Raw genomic sequence first — 21,449 nt, 5'->3', positions numbered from 1 at the left:
TCAATTCTTTAAAAAAAGAGGCGACCAAATCGCAGTCACCTCTTCATTAATTTTTATTTTATTACATTCTGTCGTGAGCAGTACGAGAAATAACGTCTGCTTGTTGTTCTGGAGTTAAATCACGGAATTTAACTGCATATCCAGAAACACGAATTGTTAAGTTTGGATATTTTTCAGGATGCGCTTGAGCATCTAATAATAAGTCTGTAGTAAAGACGTTAACGTTTAAGTGGTAACCACCTTTATCAAAGTAACCGTCCATAACGTTACGTAAGTTAGCGATACGAGTTTCGTCATCTTTACCTAATCCGTTAGGGTTGATTGTTTGAGTGTTAGAAATACCATCTAAAGCGTGTGTATAGTCTAAACGAGCAGTTGAGTTTAATGATGCTAAAAGACCATTTTTCTCACCTAAGAATTTACCATCTTGATAACTTGGGTTAGCACCTGGTGCTAAAGGTTTACCAGCACGACGTCCATCAGGAGTATTACCAGTTGCTTTACCATAAACAACATTAGAAGTAATTGTTAATAATGAAGTTGTAGGTCTAGAGTTACGGTAAGTGTGTTGACGTTTAATTTGAGTCATGAAGTAATCTAAGATCCAGTTTGCCATAGCATCTGCTTCTTCACTATCATTACCATAAGTTGGGAATTCATTTTGTGGTACATAATCAACAGCTAATCCATCTTCGTCACGGATAACTTTTACGTTACCATGTTTGATAGCCATTAAACTATCAGTTGCATGTGAGATACCAGCAATACCTGTTGCGAAAGTACGTTTTAAGTCAGTATCCATAAATGCTAATTGTCCAGCTTCATATGAATATTTATCATGCATGAAGTGAATCACATTTAATGTATTAACATATAATTCAGCTAACCAATCCATCATGTCTTTATATTTTTCGATAAAGTCATCAAACTCTAAAACATCACCTGTCATAGGGCGGAATTTAGGTGCAACTTGTGCTTTTGTTTTTTCGTCAACGCCACCGTTAATTGCGTATAATACAGCTTTAGCTAAGTTAGCACGAGCGCCGAAGAATTGCATGTCTTTACCCATTACTGTTGAAGATACACAACAAGCAATTGCACAGTCGTCAGATCCCCAGTTAGCTCTTAATAAATCATCATTTTCAAATTGAATTGAAGAACTTTCTTTTGCAATTTTAGAAGCAAATGTTCTGAATCCAACTGGTAAATGAGAAGAATATAATACAGTTAAGTTTGGTTCTGGAGATGGTCCCATGTTTACAAGAGTATGTAAAATACGGAAATCGTTTTTAGTTACTAATGAACGTCCATCTAATCCCATACCAGCGATAGAAAGTGTTGCCCAGATTGGGTAACCAGAGAATAATTGATTGTATTCTGGTGTACGAGCAAATTTAACCATACGTAATTTCATAATTAAGTGGTCAATTAATTCTTGTGCTTCGTTTTCAGTAATTACACCGTTTTCTAAGTCACGTTGGATATAAATATCTAAGAATGCAGAGATACGTCCGATTGACATTGCTGCACCATTTTGAGATTTAATTGCAGCTAAGTAACCGAAGTAAGTCCATTGGATAGCTTCTTGTGCGTTTGCAGCTGGTTTAGAAATATCAAAGCCATAATAAGTAGCCATTTCTTTGATATGACCTAATGATTTAATTTGGTCAGATACTTCTTCACGTAAACGGATTACGTCGTCAGTCATTACTTTGTTACCAACATTAGAAAGATCTTTTTTCTTTTCAGTGATTAAGAAATCAATTCCGTATAAAGCTAAACGACGGTAGTCACCAATAATACGTCCACGTCCGTATGCATCTGGAAGACCTGTAATGATTTTGTTTTTACGAGCAGCTCTCATTTCTGGAGTGTAAGCATCAAATACACCTTGGTTATGTGTTTTTCTCCAGTCAGTGAAGATTTTTGTCATTTCAGCGTCAGTTTCGTAACCATTTGATTGCAAAGCGTTGTTAGCCATGTTGATTCCACCAAAAGGCATGAATGCTTGTTTTAATGGTACATCAGTTTGTAAACCAACAATTTTTTCTTCATCTTTGATTAGATAGCCAGGTTCATGTGAAGTGATTGTTGCAGGGATATTGTTATCCATGTCGTATACACCATTTTTTTCGTGTTGCACTTCAAAAAGTTCTTGTAATTTGTCCCATAATTTTTCTGTACTTTCAGCGGCAGGTTCTAAGAAAGAGTCGTCACCTTTGTACTCAGTGTAGTTGTTTTGAATAAAGCTTCTTACATCCACACTTGTGCGCCATTTTTCACCTTTAAAGCCAGTCCATTGTTCATTCATCATTTACGGGTCCTCCTAAAGAGATTTTTTTTAATGTTTAATGTCTTATTTGTTTACATGCTCATTATAGCACAAAAACAGAAGTACGCAAGTGTTATAGTTTCAAAAAGATGAAAAATATTTGCAAGCTTAAATAATTCTTAATAATACCGTCTAATTAAGGGTTATGACAGCTAATATGCAATATTGTTCTGTTTCAATATTTGTTTTAACTGTACTATAACAGTCGGTTGTTTCACCTTGTGTGATAGTACAGTTTCTGGGAATAGTGAATTTTATCATTTGCATATTTAGGAATAAATAAACCCCTCAGCTATTCTGACATTTCAGAATAGCTGAGGGGTTTCGTTTGTTTAATCGTTTAGATCGTTATCGGTAGGCTTTGATTTACGCACAACCTTAATAATCTCGCCATCTTCTTTTTCATCAATTACAAATGAACCGTTTGATTGACGATCATTAATTGGCGCATCTTTCAATGTTACAGTGTAATCTTTTTCTTTTGCTGTAAATATTTCAATTGTATCGGTTTCACTTTCTAAGAAACAATCTAAGACGCGGTGTGGATTAGATTTTAGCTCTCGTAGAACCATTAATCCACGTTTAGCGCGACTTAATTTGCTTAGTTGTGAGACTTTCATACGTTTCAATGAACCTCTTGTTGTTAAGATGGTCAGCGTCTCTTCTTCTCCTCTAGGGATAATGAATCCACCAACGATTTCATCCATCTCTTTTAAATTCATTGATTTAACACCAGCAGCACGAGCACCCACTGTTGTTACTTCATCTAGGCTATAAAGCAGCCCAAATGCACGATAACTAATTAAGAGTACATCCATTTTATCTTCAGTTGGTAAGTAGTAAACAGAAATTAATTCATCATGGTCTTTCAGTTTCATCGCCATGGTTGAACGTGCTCGATAAGTACGCCAAGGTTCAAATTCTTGGGCTTCCGTTTGCTTGATCATGCCATCTTTTGAAATCAAGACAAATTTACCTGACATTTTCAGGTCAGCATCAAATGAAAAGACTTCAAGAATTTGTTCATTTGTACCAAAGTTAGTCAGACTCATTGAGAAGTGATCCCCTGCTTCTTTCCATTTTTTATCAATCAATTCATGGACAGGTCGATAAATCATATTTCCCTGAGTCGTTAAGATAAACAAATGATCGTGTGTATTCAATTGTTTTTTGAAAACAACATCATCGGTTTCTTTAATATCAATATCATCTTCTTTTGATGCATTGTATGAGCGTAAACTACTTCGTTTGACATAACCTTCACGCGTAATGCTTACCATAACGTCTTCTTGAGGAATTAAGACAGCTGTTTCAATTGTGATTTCCTCAATTTCATCTTGTAATTGCGTTAAACGAGGCATTGTAAATTGTTTTTTAACTTCTCTAAGCTCTGCTTTCATCATCTTAAACAATTCATTTTCATTATTAAGAATTAAATTTAATTTTTCGATTTTTGCATTTAACTCTGACGATTCCTCTTCTAAAGCAACAATATCAGTATTTGTTAAACGATATAATTGCAAGGAAACGATTGCTTCTGCTTGTGCTTCAGTAAAGTCATAGTTTTTCATAAGATTCAGTTTTGCATCTTTTTTATCTTTACTAGCACGAATCGTTTTAATGACTTCGTCTAGAATAGAAAGTGCTTTAATTAAACCTGCAACAATATGCAAACGTGTTGAAGCCTTATTTAGTTCATAATGACTTCTTTTTCGGATAACAGATTGGCGGTGATCGATATAGGCTTGGAGAATGACTTTTAAGCCCACTTGTTCCGGACGTAAATTGTGAATTGCTACCATGTTAAAGTTATAGTTAATTTGTAAATCAGTATTTTTAAATAGGTAATTTAAAATACCGTTCGCATCAACATCTTTTTTTAGTTCAATCACAATCCGTAACCCTGTTCGGTCACTCTCATCGCGGACTTCTGAAATCCCTTCAATACGTCGGCTTAAACGTAATTCATCAATTTTCTTCACTAAATTAGCTTTATTCACTTCATAAGGTAATTCAGTCACGACAATTTGCTCACGCCCTGCTTTTAATGGCTCAATTGCTGTTACCGAACGTACATTCACCTTGCCTTTACCAGTTTCATAAGCTTTTTTTAATTCCTTCTTACCTTGAAGAATACCTCCCGTTGGAAAATCCGGACCAGGAATATAGGTCATTAATTTATCCAAGGAAGCATTCGGGTTATCAATCAGATGGATGGTTCCATCGATGATTTCCCCTAAATTATGAGTGGGTATTTCAGTAGCATACCCAGCCGAAATACCAGTTGAACCGTTAACTAAAAGATTAGGATATTTAGCCGGAAGAACGGTCGGTTCTTTTTCAGTATCGTCAAAGTTCCAAACAAATTCAACCGTTTCTTTTTCAATATCTTCTAGCAATTGGCCACTTAATTTTGACAGGCGAGCCTCAGTATAACGCATCGCTGCAGGTGGGTCACCATCCATACTACCGTTATTTCCGTGCATTTCAATTAATGGTTCACGTAGTTTCCAATCTTGACTCATTCGAACCATTGCTTCATAAATACTGCTATCACCATGGGGATGATAATTACCCATGATATTTCCAACAGATTTTGCTGATTTTCTAAACGCTTTGTCAAACGTATTGTTGTCTTTATTCATCGAGTATAAAATACGACGTTGAACGGGTTTTAAACCATCACGAATGTCTGGTAATGCTCGATCTTGAATTATGTATTTTGAGTAGCGTCCGAAACGTTCTCCCATCACTTCTTCAAGGGTTAGTTCTTGAATATTTTGTCGTTCATTCATCTTTGCATCTGCTCCTTATGCGTGATCTAATTATCGAAAAGGCTGATTTCTTCAACATTTTTTACTGGATCAAGTGGTGTATCTTGTTCGTGTCCTTCTAACAGACTGCCATCTGCTTCTAACGTAAATTGAACATTTTTTTCAATCCACTGACGACGAGGTTCAACTTTATCCCCCATTAAAGTCGTCACACGACGTTCTGCTTTTAGAGCATCATCGATTCGTACACGAATTAAAGTTCTTGTTTCAGGGTCCATTGTCGTATCCCATAATTGATCGGCATTCATTTCACCTAAACCTTTGTAACGTTGTAAAATATAACCTTTGCCCATTTTTTCGGTAATTTCATTCATCTCTTCATCTGTCCACGCATATTCAATGATAGCCTTCTTCCCTGTCCCTTTTTGGATCTTATAAAGAGGAGGCAAAGCAATATATACTTTTCCAGCTTCGACAAGTGGTTTCATATAGCGATAGAAAAATGTTAGGAGTAACACTTGGATATGCGCACCATCGGTATCAGCATCGGTCATAATAATTACTTTATCATAGTTACAGTTTTCAACATCGAAATCTGCACCTACGCCAGCACCAATAGTATAAATCATAGTATTTATTTCTTCGTTTTTCATAATATCTGCTAGTTTGGCTTTTTCTGTATTAATTACTTTACCACGTAATGGTAGAATGGCTTGGAACTTACGATCACGGCCAAGTTTAGCCGAACCACCAGCAGAATCCCCTTCGACTAAATATAATTCATTTTTCTTAGGATTTTTTGTTTGTGCAGGCGTTAATTTACCAGATAATAGACCATCGTTTTTACGTTTCTTTTTACCATTTCGACTATCTTCTCTAGCTTTTCTTGCCGCCTCGCGTGCCTCACGAGCTTTTAAGGCTTTCCTAATTAACATTTGCGACATGTCATTGTTTTCCTGTAGGAAGAAACCTAGTTGTTCGCTAATGACTGTTTCAACAGCTGTTCTAGCAATTGGGGTACCTAATTTAGCTTTCGTTTGACCTTCAAATTGTAGTAGATTTTCGGGAATTTTAACGGAAATAATAGCTGTCAATCCTTCTCTAAAATCACTACCTTCAAGGTTTTTATCTTTTTCTTTTAATAGATTAATTGTTCTAGCATAATCATTAAATGACTTAGTTAATGCTGATTTCATACCTGTTTCGTGTGTCCCACCATCTTTTGTTCGGACATTGTTAACAAATGAAAGTGTATTTTCAGAGTAGCCATCGTTATATTCACATGAAAATTCAACTTCGATTTGATCTTTTGTGCCAGAGAAATAGAAAATTGGTGTTAAAGCATCTTTTCCTTCATTTAGATAAGCAACAAACTCTTTTATTCCATCGTTAAACAGAAAAATATCTTCTTTGTCATAGCGTTCATCTTTTAAAGTAATTTGAATACCTTTAAGTAAAAACGCTGATTCTCTTAAACGTTCAGCCAGTGTATCATATGAGAATGTTGTTGTTGAAAAGATTGTTGGATCAGGCTTAAATGTTATGGTTGAACCATTTGGCTGTTTACCAACTTTTTTTCTGGCTACTTTGCCAACAGGGTGTCCCCCATCTTTAAAAGTTAGTGATACTTCCTCACCATCACGTGTTGTTGTGACAGTTAGTTCGCTTGAAAGTGCGTTTACAACGCTGGCACCCACACCATGCAAACCACCGGATGTTTTATATCCGCCTTCTTGGCCAAACTTACCTCCAGCGTGGAGAATTGTAAAGATGACTTCAATAGTAGGTTTCCCAGACTGATGCTGTCCTGTAGGCATACCACGGCCATAGTCACGGACGCTAACGCTATTATCTGGATGAATCGTTACATCAATTTTATCTCCATAGCCAGACAAAGCCTCATCAACCGCATTGTCAAAAATTTCAAATACCAAATGATGAAGCCCTTTTGAATCGGTAGATCCAATATACATTCCGGGTCTTTTTCTGACAGCTTCAAGGCCTTCTAAGACTTGAATCGACGTATCATCATAATTTTTATTTATCTGTTTTGACATAAAAAATCTCCTTTAATCTGTATTACCAAGCATGGCAAACATTATCATTCATCATCTTACTTGAAATAGTGTAAAATTAAAAGTCCAAATTAGGCAAAAAAAAACAACTTGCTTCCAAGTCGGACTCTTAAGATATCAAAACACTCTTTATTAATCATATAACACTTTTAAGAAAGATTCAAAACTTTCTCTTTAAATAATATATTTTTAATATACTTTAGTTCTATTGACTTAGCAAACTTTTTCTAAATGATTCTTCCTATATTTTATTTAAATCAGCTTTTCAAAAACAACTAATCTTTAAGAATTTCTATTTTTATTGAAATCTTGAGCAACTATCATCAAATCTTCATTATTTTAGTCTATGATTAGTTTAATGGGAAAGGGATGGTCCAATGAAACGTATGCTCTCTTTGTTAATTAAAATAGGTCTCGTATTTTTTGCGTGTTATCTACTATTAACACCAGAAGGCTCTGTTAGATTTGCCTATATGCGATCTGGAAATTTAGTTTCGGCATTAACTTCTAATGTATCGCTACTTTCTTCAGATACACAGCAAAGTATCTATCATTTGCAATCAACAAAAGATAATTCGGCAGTAATTAATTTTAAAACGACCGAGAAGTTTTCAATCTATTGGAGTAAAATATTAAGTAATAGTTAATTAGAAGTAAGGAGTTTAGCGATGAACATTAGAGAATTTTTACCTAGTGATAAGTTAGCAATTGAAGAACTTATCATCGATTCATTTTCCGGCACTGAACATGGATATCAAGGAGAAGCAGAATTAGTTTGTAAAATTAGAAAAGAGCCGACGTTTCGTGATGAATTAGAACTTGTTTGTTTAAATAAGCAAAAAGTTATCAGGTATGGTTTATTGAGTGAATGTAAAATAGTAAATAATTCTGCTTCTTATGTTGGTTTGGCACTTGCTCCTTTAGCGGTACATTCAGAATATCAAAAGCAAGGAATTGGCACTGCTTTAATCAGTGAATTAGAGAAACGCGCCACGACTTTAGGATATAATTGGATTGTGATTCTTGGTAGTCCAGCATACTATCAAAGATTTGGGTACTCTCCAGCAATCAATTTTAAAATTAATTCTCCTTTTGAGGTACCAAATGAATATTTTATGATTAAAAAGTTTTCTCCAAATGCACTCAAAGGGGTTTCTGGTATGGTTGAATACTCGGATGCCTTTTCAGAATAGGAATAATAAAACATCAAGATACTGGCACATTGTCAGTATCTTGATGTTTTATTTTGCTAACTCAATTTTAATACAGCGGTTCATAACAACAGCATCACGATGATGTTGTGCTAGTATGTCAGCTGCTTTTTCACTTTCTAGGCCTAGTTGCGCCCAAAAAACTTTTGCATCTGTTTCTACAAATTCTTCAGCTATTTCAGGCAGAAACTCACTTCTTCTAAAAATATCGACAATGTCGATTGGTTCTGATATGTCTTTAATAGAAGCATAGACCGTTTCACCAAGAATTTGTTTTCCTGCAAGAACAGGATTAACAGGAAAAATTCGGTAGCCTTGATTTTGCAATATACGTGCAATTTCATGGCTTGTACGATCCTCTTTATCACTCAAGCCAACAACGGCAATATTTTTAGCATTTTTTAAATAGTCTTGAATGACTAAGTCACTTGGATTTTTAAATGTCATAATATCCCTCCAATATTTCTTTTATCATAATGCTTGTCATTCAATTCTGCAAGTTATTGGTTTTGTATTGTTGTTGGGTATGAATCGTGGTAAAATGATGCGTATCTTTAAGGAGGTCAAGTGCATGAAAATCGTATTCTTGTTTATTCTTGCCTATTTGTTAGGTTCACTTCAATCAGGAGTTTGGTTAGGAAAAATATTTTTTAATAAAGATATTAGACAATTTGGAAGTGGAAATACTGGAACAACAAATACCTTTCGCGTTTTAGGTAAGAAACCTGGAATTGCTGTTTTATTCTTGGACATATTGAAAGGAACGGTCGCTACTTCCCTGCCAATCTGGTTTGGTGTATCAATTAACCCATTATGGTTTGGTGTTGCTGCTATCTTAGGTCATACATTTCCAATCTTTGGTCATTTTAAAGGTGGTAAAGCCGTTGCAACAAGTGCAGGGATGTTACTCGCATATAGTCCAACATTTTTTATTTACTCAGCAAGTTTATTTGTTATCTTTTTATTTTTAACAAGTATGGTTAGTTTATCTAGCATGTTAAGTGCCATTATTATTACTATTTCTACGATTATTTTACCTTTAATTGCGCCTTTCATTTTAGCCAAACAAGATAGTTTATTAATTATTTTAGCAATTTGTATTAGTACTTTTATTATTTTTCGTCATCGTGAAAACATTATACGAATTAAAGCGGGAACTGAGAGCTTAATTCCTTTTGGACTATACTATAAGAAAAAACATAATGAAGCGCAGTAATTTTTTTCTATAATAAAATCAACGCAAAAAAACAGCTAACACATTCAATGTTGGCTGTTTTTAATTTTGAACTATTTTAAATTAAGCTGCGGGCAATTATATGGTCACCAGGATAAGGAGAGGATTTTCCATTGATTCTTTGATAGGCGTCTTCCCCTTTACCAGCAATTACGACGACATCCCCTGGTTTAGCCTGACTTACTGCAAACTCAATAGCAGTCTTACGATCCATCTCGAAGAATTGCTTCACATTTGAGTTTGTAATAGCAGCACTAATTTCATTTGCAATATTTTGTGGGTCTTCACGGTCTGGATCATCGGCAGTTAAAACAACAGTGTTAGTGTGTTCCGAAAGGACACGGCCAAAATCTTGTCGTCTTGAGTTTGCTTTATTACCAGGACTACCTAAAACGGTAATAATTTCACCATCTGGATGTTCCTTCTGTGCGAAGCTTAAAAGGCTCTTAACACTTAAATAATTATGCGCATAATCAATGTATAAATGGATATCGTTTTGAGTGACGAGATGTTCCATTCGTCCTGGTACTGTCGCTTTCTCTAACCCGCGAACACTGTCTTCGTGACTGGCTCCAGCTAATGTAGCAACAATAATACTACTCAAAGCATTATCTTTGTTAAAGTCACCTTTTAAATTGATATGATATTCACCGATAATTTTTTGACTTTCTTCTGTTTCAGAATTTGACTTAACAGAAAAAAGTGCTGAATTTGTCTCGGAAACATCTTCCCAGTAATAATCGGCATTGTCTTCATGAGAGCTATACGTTATGAGTGGAATTTGTTTCGTCTGTGTGACTTCTTCAAGGAGTTGTGCATAATCAGATTCATTAAATAGCACAACTTTTTTTGAATTAAGTAACAATTGGCGTTTACAATAAAAATAATCATCAAACGTTGGGTGTTCAATTGCACTAATGTGATCTGGTGAGATATTTAAAAAGATCCCAATATCAAACATTAAATTGTATACTCTTTGAACTTTATAAGCTTGAGAAGAAACTTCCATGATTAAATGAGACATGCCATTATCACATGCTTCACGCATCATTTTGAATAAATCTAGTGACTCTGGGGTGGTTAATTCGGACTTGAAATAATGAATGCCATCAAGTGTTGTATTCATTGTCGAAAGCAATGCTGTTTTATGATCAGTTGTTTCGTCTAAAATGAATTTTGTGAAATATGCAGATGTCGTTTTACCTTTTGTTCCGGTAAAACCGATCAGAGTTAATTCATTTTGAGGATTACCATAAAAAGCCATCGCAATGACAGACATCGCTTTTTTTATATCTGTGACGATAATGCCTAACGAACAGTTTACTTCGTATGGCGTTTCAGCCACATAGTAATTAAGCCCATTTTCAACAGCTTTCGCCAAAAATTCTTCTTTAAATCCAATTCCCTTACAGAACAATAAGCTATTATTACTAATATCTCGTGAATCATAGGTTAGATGGTTTAATTGTCGATTTTCAATTGGCAGCGTAAAATGCCATTCGTTGGGTGTCACCCACTCTTTTAAAAGATGATGTTTATTTAAAATTGATTCTATCTGTTTTAAAGTAATTGTCATTTTTTTTCCTCTATTCTAATCAGGCTATCTCATTCATTATAGCGATAATTGTACTAATAATAAAGTCAAAAAAAAATAGCCTGTTTTTCACAGGCTATTCCCCCCATATTCGATGAGCAATCATCGAACTGAGAAATAATAATCACTAATTAACACTTTCCCCGAAAGGATTATCATTTCTCGTATTTTGATATCAATAGATATACTTCTAATGACTACTTTGCTATAATACCACTTTGATAGCGTTTTTGCATTATCATATAAGTGTATACCCTTATACAATTTAAAGATTTAATGAGGTGAAAATATGTTAGGGTTATCCAATGATCTAGATTTACAGGTCTTATATTTGATTTCTGGTTCTGAAGTCACTAGTTTAAAAGAACTCGCAGATAGTATGGGGGTCTCAACAAGAAGTATTAAGTTAAGAATCACGAGGTTGAATGAAACAATCAACGATTGTTTTGGTATTGAAAAATTCATTGTCTCTTCTCATAAAGGTGACATCTATTTTGATAGTCTGTATGACTATCAAACACTTAATATTTTTAATAAAGTGCAAACATTGCATCTTAGAAAATCGCATCGATTTAATTTAATTATTTTATTTTCAGAATATTTTAAATTAACAAGACAAGATATTTGTGACAAACTATTTGTTTCCCCTTCTTATTTAAATAAAATCATCAAGTCTCTGAATGACCAAGCTGAAAAATATAATTTAAAAATAGTTAATCAAGGTGGTTATTATTTGATTGATGGCGATGAGATGAAGATACGAAGCGTCCTCTATCACCTGTTGAAATTAGGATATCAAGATTCAGAATGGCCATTTGAAAGTATTGAGCCCTTTTCTTATGAAAATCTCGGGACTGAAGAAATGAAAATGTTTGATCTGTATTATCCAACAGATATTAGAAAAAAATCTATTCAGATGTATATCGCGATGACGTCTGTCCGTGAAAAATACCAAAAAGAAATGAGATATAATATTACTGAGGATTTAGAACCCATACTCCAACTTTTACTTGATTCAACGAAACATATGGATTTTTTTATTGAAAATTTAATGAGTGATTTTAGCAGAAGTTTGTCTGAAAACGAGAAATTAGGATTAAGTTATTTTATTCAAATTGGAACATCTCAAACAATAAGTAATGAAAAAAAGCTCCTCATCATAAGTAAATTAAAAGAGCAATTTAATCCGTTTTATCGATTTTCTAGTTTTGCTCTAAAAGAAACTTTAAGAAGTCATAATGTTAAATTAACATCAAACGATTTCGATATTCATGTTTATCATTTTATTTTATACCTGATTACTCAGCAATTAATGGGGACATTACTCTTTGAATTACAAGAATTTGATTTAAATCATAATATCGATTTAACAAAAGAAAAAAACCAAACTTTATTACAAACAATTCGATCAGGTATGTGCGACGAAGCTTATGAAAGAATTTTTGAAAACCAAGAAAATTTTGAAGTTTTTGTGGGCTATTTAATTTCAATAATAGAAAGCTATGATGTTAACACAGTTAAACTATTCTTTAGTACTACAAAAAGTTTATCGAGCGCATTTTATCTCAAAAAGCAATTAACAGATTTCTTTTCTGAGAGTAAAATAACTTTTACTGAATCTTTTGATGATGCAGATTTGATCATAACTGATAATTTCAATACCCATAATGATGAAAAAGAGTTCTTTGTCGTTACTTCCTTTGGATGTCAGAAAACTTTGAATTCGCTGATTCAGAGGATAATGAATCTTTCTACTTAAATAACTTCTTTAAAAATATCACGAAATTATTTTCGTGATATTTTTTTTGATTAAAAGTTAACTAATTGTAAATTTTTGTTCAAAAACACATTCGTTTAGTTAACTTTAAATTTTGTCATTGCGTTAACTAGATGTTAACGATATTCTTAAATTAGAAACGAGGTGTTAACATGAGCTTTGGCTCACGATTAAAGGAATTAAGGACTTCTAATAATATGACACAAGAAGATCTGGGTAAAAAAATTAATGTTTCAAAAGTATCAATTTCTGGATATGAAAACGGAACCCGAAGTCCGGATAGAGAAACGCTAGTTTGTTTAGCAAATTTTTTTGACGTATCTTTAGATTACCTAGTGGCGCGAGTTCCTGAACATAGTTGTTTAACACCAGATGATAATATTGATTTGAAAAAATTATTGGATTCTAATCTTACAGTATCATATGAGGGCAAAGTATTAACCAATTCAGAACGGCAGAAAATAAAAAATATCTTAATAGGAGTTTTTTGGTAAAATTCATAAAATATATAGGATATTCTTTAATGTTTATCGTATTTTTGGAATGTATTCAATTTTATTTACTTGCATAATATAGGAGGAAGAAAATGGAAAAGATGAAAGAAGATTTAAAAACACTTAGTAAAAAAGTAAATTCTCTTAAAGATAAAATCGAAACTGAAGAAGCTACAAAAACATCATTAATCATGCCCTTTTTTAGTTTACTAGGCTATGATGTTTTTAATCCGCTAGAATTTGTCCCAGAATATACTGCTGATATTGGTATTAAAAAAGGTGAGAAAGTTGATTACGCAATAGTTATTGATAATAAACCAATAATTCTAATCGAGGCTAAATCAATTACTGAACAGCTGAATAAACATGATTCACAATTATTTAGATACTTTGGAACTACAAATGCTAAATTTGGTATTTTAACAAATGGCCAGGAATATCGTTTTTATACAGATTTAGAACATGCTAATAAAATGGATAGTACTCCATTTTTAACATTTAATATCTCTAATATTAAAGATTCACAGTATATTGAAATTAATAAATTTCGGAAAGATAAATTTGACATTAATGAAATTGTAAGTAGTGCTTCGGAGTTAAAATATATTAACGGATTAAAGAGTTATATGAATGATCAGTTTAACGCGCCTTCTGAAGACTTCGTTAGATTTTTATCTAATAGTATTTATGATGGAATGAAGACAAAACAAGTAATTGACAAATTTACACCTATAATAAAAAAAGGTTTAAATCAAATTATCAATGAAATGGTTAATGAAAAACTATCGTCAGCGTTAAATACTTCGGTTGAAATAAAAGAAGATATTAAAGAAAAAGAAGAAAATATTGATACGAAATCAGAGATTGTCACTACAAATGAAGAACTTGAGGCGTTTACGACAGTAAAAGTATTACTAAATCAAGAAATTGAGATTGAGAGACTTTATTATCGCGATAATAAAAGTTATTTTAATATTCTTCTTGATGATAATATTAGAAAGTGGATTATTCGATACTATGATTCTGGATCGAACAAAAGGATTGAATTGAATGATCCTGAAAGAACTATTTTTGAAATAAATGCACCTTTAGATATATTAAAATATCAAAAGGAAATTATTCAAGTAGTGCAAATGTTTAAATAAATTTTGCTTTCATATAATTTAAACTTTGGAAAAGATAAAGTAAAACCCCATAAAGTCACATTTATTAATATGACTTTATGGGGTTTTAAACACAAATTTTTTAAAAACAAACGTCTCAAACCCTTGCTACTTCTTAGGTTCGTCTTCGTCCATCTTAAGAACCGCCATAAATGCGTCCTGCGGAACTTCTACCGAACCGATGGATTTCATTCGTTTCTTACCTTCTTTTTGTTTCTCTAAAAGTTTACGCTTACGAGAAACGTCCCCACCATAACATTTAGCCAATACATTCTTTCTCAGCGCCTTTATGTCAGTACGGGCAACAATTTTTGTACCAATAGCTGCTTGAATCGGCACTTCAAATTGTTGTCTAGGAATTAATTTTCTTAATTTATCAACGATTAAACGTCCACGTTCGTATGCAAACTCACGGTGAACGATAAAGCTTAATGCATCGACAGTTTCATTATTTAATAAAATTTCCATCTTCACAAGATTACTTGGACGGTAACCGATTAATTCATAGTCAAATGAAGCATATCCTTTTGTACTTGATTTAAGTTTATCAAAGAAATCATAAACAATTTCAGATAAGGGTAGATTATAGACGACATTAACACGGTATTCGTCTAAATAGTCCATCGTGACAAATTCGCCACGTTTTCGTTGCGAAATTTCCATAACAGCACCGACATAATCATTTGGGACCATAATATTTGCTTTTACGAATGGTTCTTCAACTGATTCAATCATACTTGGATCAGGGAAATCAGCTGGGTTATCAATCACTTGCATTGAACCGTCCGTTCGATTCACATGATAAATTACTGACGGTGCTGTTGTGATTAAATCTAAGTTGAACTCACGTTCTAAACGCTCTTGAATAACATCCATATGTAATAATCCTAAGAAACCACAACGGAAACCAAAGCCTAACGCTTGAGACGTTTCAGCTTCGAATTCAAGTGCTGAGTCGTTTAATTCAAGTTTTTCTAGCGCTTCACGAAGTTCTACGTTTTTTGAAGTATCGATTGGATACAGACCACAATAAACCATTGGGTTCATGCGGCGGTAACCTTCTAAGGCTTCATCAGCAGGGTTATCAGCCAATGTAATTGTATCCCCCACGCGTGTATCTTGAATATTTTTAATGCTGGCAGTTACGTAACCTACGTCTCCTACCATTAAAAAATCTTTTTGAACTGCTTTTGGAGAGAAAATACCAACTTCAGTTACTTCATACTCTTTATCGTTACTCATCAATTTAATGACGTCTCCAGGTTTCACTACACCTTCCATCACACGGATGTTTAAAACAACGCCACGATATGAATCATAAACTGAGTCAAAGATTAAAGCTTTCAGTGGTGCTTCCACATCTCCAATTGGAGCCGGAACATATTCCACAATTTGTTCTAAAATTTCTTCAATTCCGATGCCTGCTTTTGCACTTGCAAGAACTGCTTCGCTAGCATCGATACCGATCACGTCTTCAATTTCGCCACGCACGCGTTCTGGATCAGCTGCGGGCAAATCAATTTTGTTGATGACTGGTAATATTTCTAAATCATTATCAATTGCTAAATAGACATTTGCTAAAGTTTGCGCTTCAATTCCTTGAGCCGCGTCAACCACAAGAACAGCACCCTCGCAAGCTGCTAAACTTCTTGAGACTTCATAACTAAAATCGACGTGTCCCGGTGTATCAATCAGGTGAAAAATATATTCTTTTCCATCTTTCGCATTATAAGTTAGTTCGACAGCATTCAACTTAATGGTAATGCCACGTTCTCTTTCTAAATCCATTGAATCGAGTAATTGTGCCTGCATTTCACGATCAGAAACCGTTTCAGTTTGTTGCAAGATACGGTCTGCTAATGTAGATTTTCCATGATCAATGTGTGCTATGATGGAGAAGTTACGAATAGATTCCTGTCTCTTTCTCATTTCATCAAAATTCATAAATATCTCCTACTTTCTTTTCAATCAGCATTTCTTATTATATCAACCTTTTCTACCTTTTTAAAGTATTTTCCAACAGAGTTTGTTATAATAATGAAGAATATGCTAATAGGAGAGTTGTTAATGGACGCAAATGAAGTAAAAAAATATTTAACATTAAAGAAAGTTGAACTAAAACATCTCAAACAATTTAACGAATTACTTCGCTATGTATTTCAAGTGACGGACTCCGACCTTGAAGAAGGTGGTTATGAAGATGAGTCTGAGATTATTCGTGCGAAACGACCTGTTCTTAGAGAAGCTGACGTTTATGGTTGGTTTAACCAAGAAGATAAATTAATTTCACAAATTGCAATTTATCCTTGTGAAGTTAATATTCATGACTCAATATACGACATGGCTGGTGTAACTGGAATCGGAACTTACCCAGAATATACAAATTTAGGCTTAATGAGTGATCTTATCTCAGTTGGTTTAGAGAAGATGCGCGAAAATAAACAGACAATTTCTTACCTTTATCCATATAGTATCCCTTACTATCGTCGTAAGGGTTGGGAAGTTATGTCTGATAAATTGTCGTTTGAGATTAAGGACTCGCAGCTTCCGAAACAAGTTAATGTTCCTGGCTATGTTGAACGTGAAGATATCGATCATGAAGATGTCTTTAAAATCTACGATCAGTTTTCATTACAAAATCATGGCGCAATGGTTCGGCAAGAACTCAATTGGGAAGAATACTGGCGTTGGGAAAACGAGGAAGAACGTACGGCTGCTATCTACTACAGCAAAGACGATGAGCCGTTAGGTTTTTGTTTTTACTGGATAGCTGAAGAAGTATTCCATATTAAAGAAATGGTTTACTTGAATCAAGAAGCGCGCAAAGGTTTATGGAATTTTGTTTCAGCTCACTTCTCAATGGTTGATTCTGTTGAGGGTGACACTTATCAAAACGAGCCCATTTCATTTCTGTTTGAAGATAGTGAAATTAAAGAATCAATCGAACCTTACTTTATGGCTAGGATTGTTGATGTTGAAGCCTTTATTCAAAAATATCCTTTTATCACAACTGGGAAACCGTTCCATTTTGTCGTAGAAGATCCGATTGCAGGTTGGAATAACCGTATCTTTAGTTTGACATGGGATGAGGATGATGTGCTGACGATTTCTGATGAAGCGATTGGAAACCCAGTCTATCTGGATGTTCAAACTTTGACTGCTTTATTTATGAGCTATAAACGGCCATCTTATCTATACCGAATTGAAAGATTGAAAACGGACAAAGAAACATTACGAACACTTGAGCGGATTATTCCTGATCAAGGTGCGTATTTCAGTGATTACTTCTAATCTTAGTATGTTTCTTAATTAATATGATATAAATATCGTGACTGTTGCAACTGCATTCATCAGAATATGTAAAAGAATACTGTAGCGTAAGTCTTTTGTATAACTATATATTATAGCAAGCAACCAACCTGAAATTGCATAATATAGAAATACTAAAGATAAAGTTGTTTCATGTGCAAAGCCAAATAGCGCACCACTTAAAATGATTGCACCAATTCTATGTGTTAATTTTGCTTGATTAAAAAAATAATTAAAAAAGATTCCTCTAAATAGTAGCTCTTCTAATACTGGTGCAAAAATTACTGAAGAAATGACTGCAGCAATTGGAGTTTGATTAAATATTTCTTCTACCAATTCCTGATTTTCCGGCGTTGAAATATCAATAAAATTGATAAATATCTTATCAATTGCTAGTGAAAAAAGTAAAGTAATCAAGACCAAAACAATTTTCTTGATTTCAATTCTATGCCAACCATAATCATTAGGATTACTAGATTTAAGTTGTTTTTGATATCGAGAAAAAATAAAGTAAATAATCGCAATGTTTAGTATTGATTGAAAAAATGCTAGTGGAACATCATAATTATGAATCGTTTCTGCTGGAAAAAATTCACTAATGACATCGGGTAATCCCATTAAAATAATAAACAAGAAAAAATAGACAGCTCTTGCAAAATATGATTTTTTCGTGTGATTTGACACTGCTTACCCTCCTATATTTTTTTATTTTAACATAGAATGAAACAAGAGGTTGTGAAAGTAGTGTTTAACTTCAAGAAATAAGCTGCTTCTGTGACACCGTTTAGTTTGTAAAGCGTAGGAAAGAGACTGTGACATGAGTATGTCACAGTCTCTTCCTTATTCTTCAATGGGTGTTTTTAAAAATTCTAAATGTCCGTCGACTTCTTCTACTAAAATTTGTGTTTTTGGTAAAATTTTTCCACCAATTATTTCTTTGGCTAATGGTGTTTCAATTTCACGCGTTAAGAAACGTTTGATTGGACGAGCCCCGTAAATTGGATCATAGGCTTGTTCAGCAATCCAATCTTTAGCTGCTTCGGAAAGTTCAATGAAGATATCTTGATCTTGTAAACGACGACTTAAAGCTTCCATCATTTTAACGATAATCCCTTTCACATTTTCAAGACTTAATGGTGTGAATAGAATTGTATCGTCGATACGATTCAAGAATTCTGGCTTAAAGTGTGCTTTAAGTAGACTCATCACACTATTTTTAGCTTCTTCATTGATTGTACCTTCAGCATCGGTGCCTTCAAGTAACATTTGCGAGCCTAAATTACTTGTCATGATCAAGACAGTATTTTTGAAATCAACCACACGTCCTTTAGAATCTGTCAAACGACCATCATCTAAAACTTGTAATAAAATGTTGAAAACATCTGGATGGGCTTTTTCGATTTCATCCAGAAGAACAATTGTATAAGGACTTCTACGAACTGCTTCAGTTAATTGGCCGCCTTCTTCGTAACCTATATAGCCAGGAGGTGCACCAACTAAGCGAGACACACTGTGTTTTTCCATGTACTCACTCATATCGATACGAACCATATGTTCTTCTGAGTCAAAAAGATTTTCTGCTAAAGCTTTTGCTAATTCGGTTTTTCCGACCCCTGTTGGACCTAAGAATAGGAATGAACCTAAAGGACGATCTGGATCTTGTAAACCAGCACGAGAACGAATCACAGCATCCGCAACAGCATTTACTGCTTCTTCTTGACCAATGACACGTTGATGAAGAGTTTCGTTAAGGCGTAAGATTTTTTCTCTTTCACCTTCTTCAAGTTTCGATACGGGAATACCCGTCAAGCGTCCCACAACAGTTGCAATTTCTTTTTCTGTAACAACTTCTTGAACCAAACGTGCAGTTTCGCCTTTTGTTGTTTGTTCAAGTTCTGCTAATTCTTTTTGAAGTTTTGGAATTGTGCCGTGTCTCAATACTGCAGCTTCTTCTAAATCATAATTGATTTCGGCATTTTCAAGTTGTGTTTTAGCTTGATCGATTTCAGCACGTTTATCACTGATTTTATTGACTTCTTCTTTTTCTGTTTCCCATTGCATTTTCAATGTATTGGTTTCTTCTCGTAATCCAGATAGCTCTTTTTGGAGAATCTCCAATCGCTTCATGCTAGCATCGTCGTCTTCTTTTTTTAGTGCGGCTTCTTCAATTTCTAATTGCATTAAACGACGAGTGACTTGATCTAGTTCTGTAGGCATTGAATTCATTTCAACACGAATTGTAGCACAAGCTTCATCAACCAAATCAATTGCTTTATCAGGTAAAAAACGGTCTGTTATATAACGATTTGAGAGTGTCGCTGCAGAAACAAGTGCGTTATCATGGATATCGACACCATGATGGATTTCAAAACGCTCTTTCAAACCACGTAGAATACTAATGGTGTCTTCTACAGTAGGCTCTTTAACTAAGACTTTTTGGAAACGACGTTCTAGTGCTTTGTCTTTTTCCATATTTTCACGATATTCGTCTAAGGTGGTTGCTCCGATACAATGTAGCTCACCACGAGCTAGCATTGGTTTCAATAAGTTTCCGGCATCCATACTACCTTCTGTTTTACCTGCACCAACAATGGTGTGAATTTCATCAATAAAGAGAATAATTTGGCCATCACTTTTCTTTATTTCTTTAAGGACAGCTTTTAAACGTTCCTCAAACTCACCACGATATTTAGCACCTGCAATTAATGCACCCATATCTAAGGAAAAGATTGTTTTATCTTTTAAATTTTCTGGGACATCTTTTCTAACAATACGCTGTGCTAAACCTTCGATAATCGCTGTTTTCCCAACGCCAGGTTCACCAATTAATACCGGATTATTTTTTGTTTTACGTGATAGAATTCTGATAACATCACGAATTTCTTCATCACGCCCGATTATTGGATCTTGTTTGCCTTCTTTTACAGCCTTAACTAAGTCAATACCGTATTTTTCTAATGCTTCATATTGTTCTTCTTGATTTTGAGAAGTCACGCGATCCCCTCCTCGAATGGATTCGATTTTTTCTTTTAAAGCTTTTTCAGTAATCCCGTAATCATTTAAATATACTGTTAAAGCATGGTTTTTAAGTTTGAATAAAGCGAGTACCACGACTTCTGTTGCGACAAAATCGTCGTTAAATTGTGTTCTAATTTGATCTGCTTCATTAAATAAATTAAATAAATTTTGACTCATACTTTGACCATATTGGACATTTGAACCCGCAACTTGCGGAAGTTTATCAATTTGACGATCGATCTCAGCTTCAAATTGATTAACATCTAATCCAGCATCTTGGTATAAATTTCGTGCAAAATGGTTTGGTTGGACAAAAATTTTCCAGAGATGTGCAATATCAATTTCTTGTTGCTTTCTTGTCATAGCAATTTGTTGCGCTTCTGTAATCGATTGTTGAAGTGTGGTTGTCATTTTTTCAATATTCATATAACATCCTCCTCGTTTGTTAATTCTAATCTAAAATAATTA

The 21,449-nt window shown here is 34.1% G+C and carries 15 protein-coding genes; 7 read left to right on the top strand and 8 right to left on the bottom strand.

Annotated features, from left to right (window positions below; genetic code table 11):
* Window positions 1–61 precede the first annotated feature (61 nt).
* The 3 genes from pflB to parE form a co-directional block, all read right to left on the bottom strand.
* A complete protein-coding gene (gene pflB, locus ESZ54_RS04695) occupies window positions 62–2,311 on the bottom strand; it encodes a formate C-acetyltransferase (protein ID WP_136136586.1) in 2,250 nt (749 codons plus the stop codon).
* A 353-nt stretch (window positions 2,312–2,664) separates the two neighbouring features.
* On the bottom strand, window positions 2,665–5,127 hold the full coding sequence (gene parC, locus ESZ54_RS04690) for a DNA topoisomerase IV subunit A (protein ID WP_136136530.1): 2,463 nt from the start codon (window positions 5,125–5,127) through the stop codon (window positions 2,665–2,667).
* Between the two features lie 26 nt (window positions 5,128–5,153).
* Window positions 5,154–7,163, bottom strand: coding sequence for a DNA topoisomerase IV subunit B (gene parE, locus ESZ54_RS04685; RefSeq protein ID WP_136136529.1), 2,010 nt, complete (start codon window positions 7,161–7,163; stop codon window positions 5,154–5,156).
* Between the two features lie 395 nt (window positions 7,164–7,558).
* Here parE and ESZ54_RS04680 point away from each other — a divergent pair, with 395 nt between their 5' ends.
* Both ESZ54_RS04680 and ESZ54_RS04675 read left to right on the top strand, forming a co-directional pair.
* Window positions 7,559–7,828 carry a hypothetical protein gene (locus tag ESZ54_RS04680; protein WP_136136528.1) on the top strand — a complete coding sequence of 90 codons (270 nt, stop codon included), beginning with the start codon at window positions 7,559–7,561 and terminating at the stop codon, window positions 7,826–7,828.
* 21 nt (window positions 7,829–7,849) lie between these two features.
* Window positions 7,850–8,374, top strand: coding sequence for a GNAT family N-acetyltransferase (locus ESZ54_RS04675; protein ID WP_136136527.1), 525 nt, complete (start codon window positions 7,850–7,852; stop codon window positions 8,372–8,374).
* A 48-nt stretch (window positions 8,375–8,422) separates the two neighbouring features.
* Here ESZ54_RS04675 and ESZ54_RS04670 read toward each other — a convergent pair whose 3' ends face one another.
* Complete coding sequence (locus ESZ54_RS04670) at window positions 8,423–8,839, bottom strand: CoA-binding protein (RefSeq protein WP_136136526.1); 417 nt, start codon at window positions 8,837–8,839, stop codon at window positions 8,423–8,425.
* 124 nt (window positions 8,840–8,963) lie between these two features.
* On the opposite strand from ESZ54_RS04670, the gene plsY reads away from it, so the two are divergent.
* A complete protein-coding gene (plsY, locus tag ESZ54_RS04665; RefSeq protein ID WP_136136525.1) occupies window positions 8,964–9,608 on the top strand; it encodes a glycerol-3-phosphate 1-O-acyltransferase PlsY in 645 nt (214 codons plus the stop codon).
* A gap of 76 nt (window positions 9,609–9,684) precedes the next feature.
* Here plsY and ESZ54_RS04660 read toward each other — a convergent pair whose 3' ends face one another.
* Window positions 9,685–11,202, bottom strand: a complete 1,518-nt coding sequence (locus ESZ54_RS04660; RefSeq protein ID WP_136136524.1) for a UDP-N-acetylmuramoyl-L-alanyl-D-glutamate--L-lysine ligase — start codon at window positions 11,200–11,202, stop codon at window positions 9,685–9,687.
* A gap of 307 nt (window positions 11,203–11,509) precedes the next feature.
* Here ESZ54_RS04660 and ESZ54_RS04655 point away from each other — a divergent pair, with 307 nt between their 5' ends.
* From ESZ54_RS04655 to ESZ54_RS04645, 3 genes are all read left to right on the top strand, one after another.
* Window positions 11,510–12,979, top strand: coding sequence for a helix-turn-helix domain-containing protein (locus ESZ54_RS04655; RefSeq protein WP_136136523.1), 1,470 nt, complete (start codon window positions 11,510–11,512; stop codon window positions 12,977–12,979).
* Between the two features lie 170 nt (window positions 12,980–13,149).
* Window positions 13,150–13,491 carry a helix-turn-helix domain-containing protein gene (locus ESZ54_RS04650; RefSeq protein ID WP_136136522.1) on the top strand — a complete coding sequence of 114 codons (342 nt, stop codon included), beginning with the start codon at window positions 13,150–13,152 and terminating at the stop codon, window positions 13,489–13,491.
* 92 nt (window positions 13,492–13,583) lie between these two features.
* Window positions 13,584–14,636, top strand: coding sequence for a type I restriction endonuclease (locus ESZ54_RS04645; protein ID WP_136136521.1), 1,053 nt, complete (start codon window positions 13,584–13,586; stop codon window positions 14,634–14,636).
* Between the two features lie 126 nt (window positions 14,637–14,762).
* On the opposite strand, the gene lepA is transcribed toward ESZ54_RS04645, so the two are convergent.
* Window positions 14,763–16,598, bottom strand: coding sequence for a translation elongation factor 4 (lepA, locus tag ESZ54_RS04640; protein WP_136136520.1), 1,836 nt, complete (start codon window positions 16,596–16,598; stop codon window positions 14,763–14,765).
* Between the two features lie 123 nt (window positions 16,599–16,721).
* On the opposite strand from lepA, the gene ESZ54_RS04635 reads away from it, so the two are divergent.
* Window positions 16,722–17,945: a GNAT family N-acetyltransferase gene (locus tag ESZ54_RS04635; protein ID WP_136136519.1), complete on the top strand. Its 1,224-nt coding sequence runs from the start codon at window positions 16,722–16,724 to the stop codon at window positions 17,943–17,945.
* A gap of 18 nt (window positions 17,946–17,963) precedes the next feature.
* On the opposite strand, the gene ESZ54_RS04630 is transcribed toward ESZ54_RS04635, so the two are convergent.
* Window positions 17,964–18,647, bottom strand: a complete 684-nt coding sequence (locus ESZ54_RS04630; RefSeq protein WP_136136518.1) for a CPBP family intramembrane glutamic endopeptidase — start codon at window positions 18,645–18,647, stop codon at window positions 17,964–17,966.
* A 156-nt stretch (window positions 18,648–18,803) separates the two neighbouring features.
* Window positions 18,804–21,407, bottom strand: a complete 2,604-nt coding sequence (gene clpB, locus ESZ54_RS04625; protein WP_136136517.1) for an ATP-dependent chaperone ClpB — start codon at window positions 21,405–21,407, stop codon at window positions 18,804–18,806.
* Window positions 21,408–21,449 lie beyond the last annotated feature (42 nt).

The sequence above is a fragment of the Vagococcus silagei genome (assembly GCF_004795745.1).
GTDB lineage: Bacteria > Bacillota > Bacilli > Lactobacillales > Vagococcaceae > Vagococcus > Vagococcus silagei.
The sequence above is the reverse complement of the archived record's forward strand: the minus strand, read 5'-3'. Positions and strand labels throughout refer to the sequence as shown.

Bases quoted from the DNA above. Each gene is read 5' to 3' on its own strand.
- ESZ54_RS04660 (WP_136136524.1), bottom strand. From the start codon at position 11,202: ATGACAATTACTTTAAAACAGATAGAATCAATTTTAAATAAACATCAT.
- ESZ54_RS04645 (WP_136136521.1), top strand. From the start codon at position 13,584: ATGGAAAAGATGAAAGAAGATTTAAAAACACTTAGTAAAAAAGTAAAT.
- ESZ54_RS04680 (WP_136136528.1), top strand. From the start codon at position 7,559: ATGAAACGTATGCTCTCTTTGTTAATTAAAATAGGTCTCGTATTTTTT.
- lepA (WP_136136520.1), bottom strand. From the start codon at position 16,598: ATGAATTTTGATGAAATGAGAAAGAGACAGGAATCTATTCGTAACTTC.
- clpB (WP_136136517.1), bottom strand. From the start codon at position 21,407: ATGAATATTGAAAAAATGACAACCACACTTCAACAATCGATTACAGAA.
- ESZ54_RS04650 (WP_136136522.1), top strand. From the start codon at position 13,150: ATGAGCTTTGGCTCACGATTAAAGGAATTAAGGACTTCTAATAATATG.
- pflB (WP_136136586.1), bottom strand. From the start codon at position 2,311: ATGAATGAACAATGGACTGGCTTTAAAGGTGAAAAATGGCGCACAAGT.
- ESZ54_RS04670 (WP_136136526.1), bottom strand. From the start codon at position 8,839: ATGACATTTAAAAATCCAAGTGACTTAGTCATTCAAGACTATTTAAAA.
- plsY (WP_136136525.1), top strand. From the start codon at position 8,964: ATGAAAATCGTATTCTTGTTTATTCTTGCCTATTTGTTAGGTTCACTT.
- ESZ54_RS04635 (WP_136136519.1), top strand. From the start codon at position 16,722: ATGGACGCAAATGAAGTAAAAAAATATTTAACATTAAAGAAAGTTGAA.
- parE (WP_136136529.1), bottom strand. From the start codon at position 7,163: ATGTCAAAACAGATAAATAAAAATTATGATGATACGTCGATTCAAGTC.
- parC (WP_136136530.1), bottom strand. From the start codon at position 5,127: ATGAATGAACGACAAAATATTCAAGAACTAACCCTTGAAGAAGTGATG.
- ESZ54_RS04655 (WP_136136523.1), top strand. From the start codon at position 11,510: ATGTTAGGGTTATCCAATGATCTAGATTTACAGGTCTTATATTTGATT.
- ESZ54_RS04675 (WP_136136527.1), top strand. From the start codon at position 7,850: ATGAACATTAGAGAATTTTTACCTAGTGATAAGTTAGCAATTGAAGAA.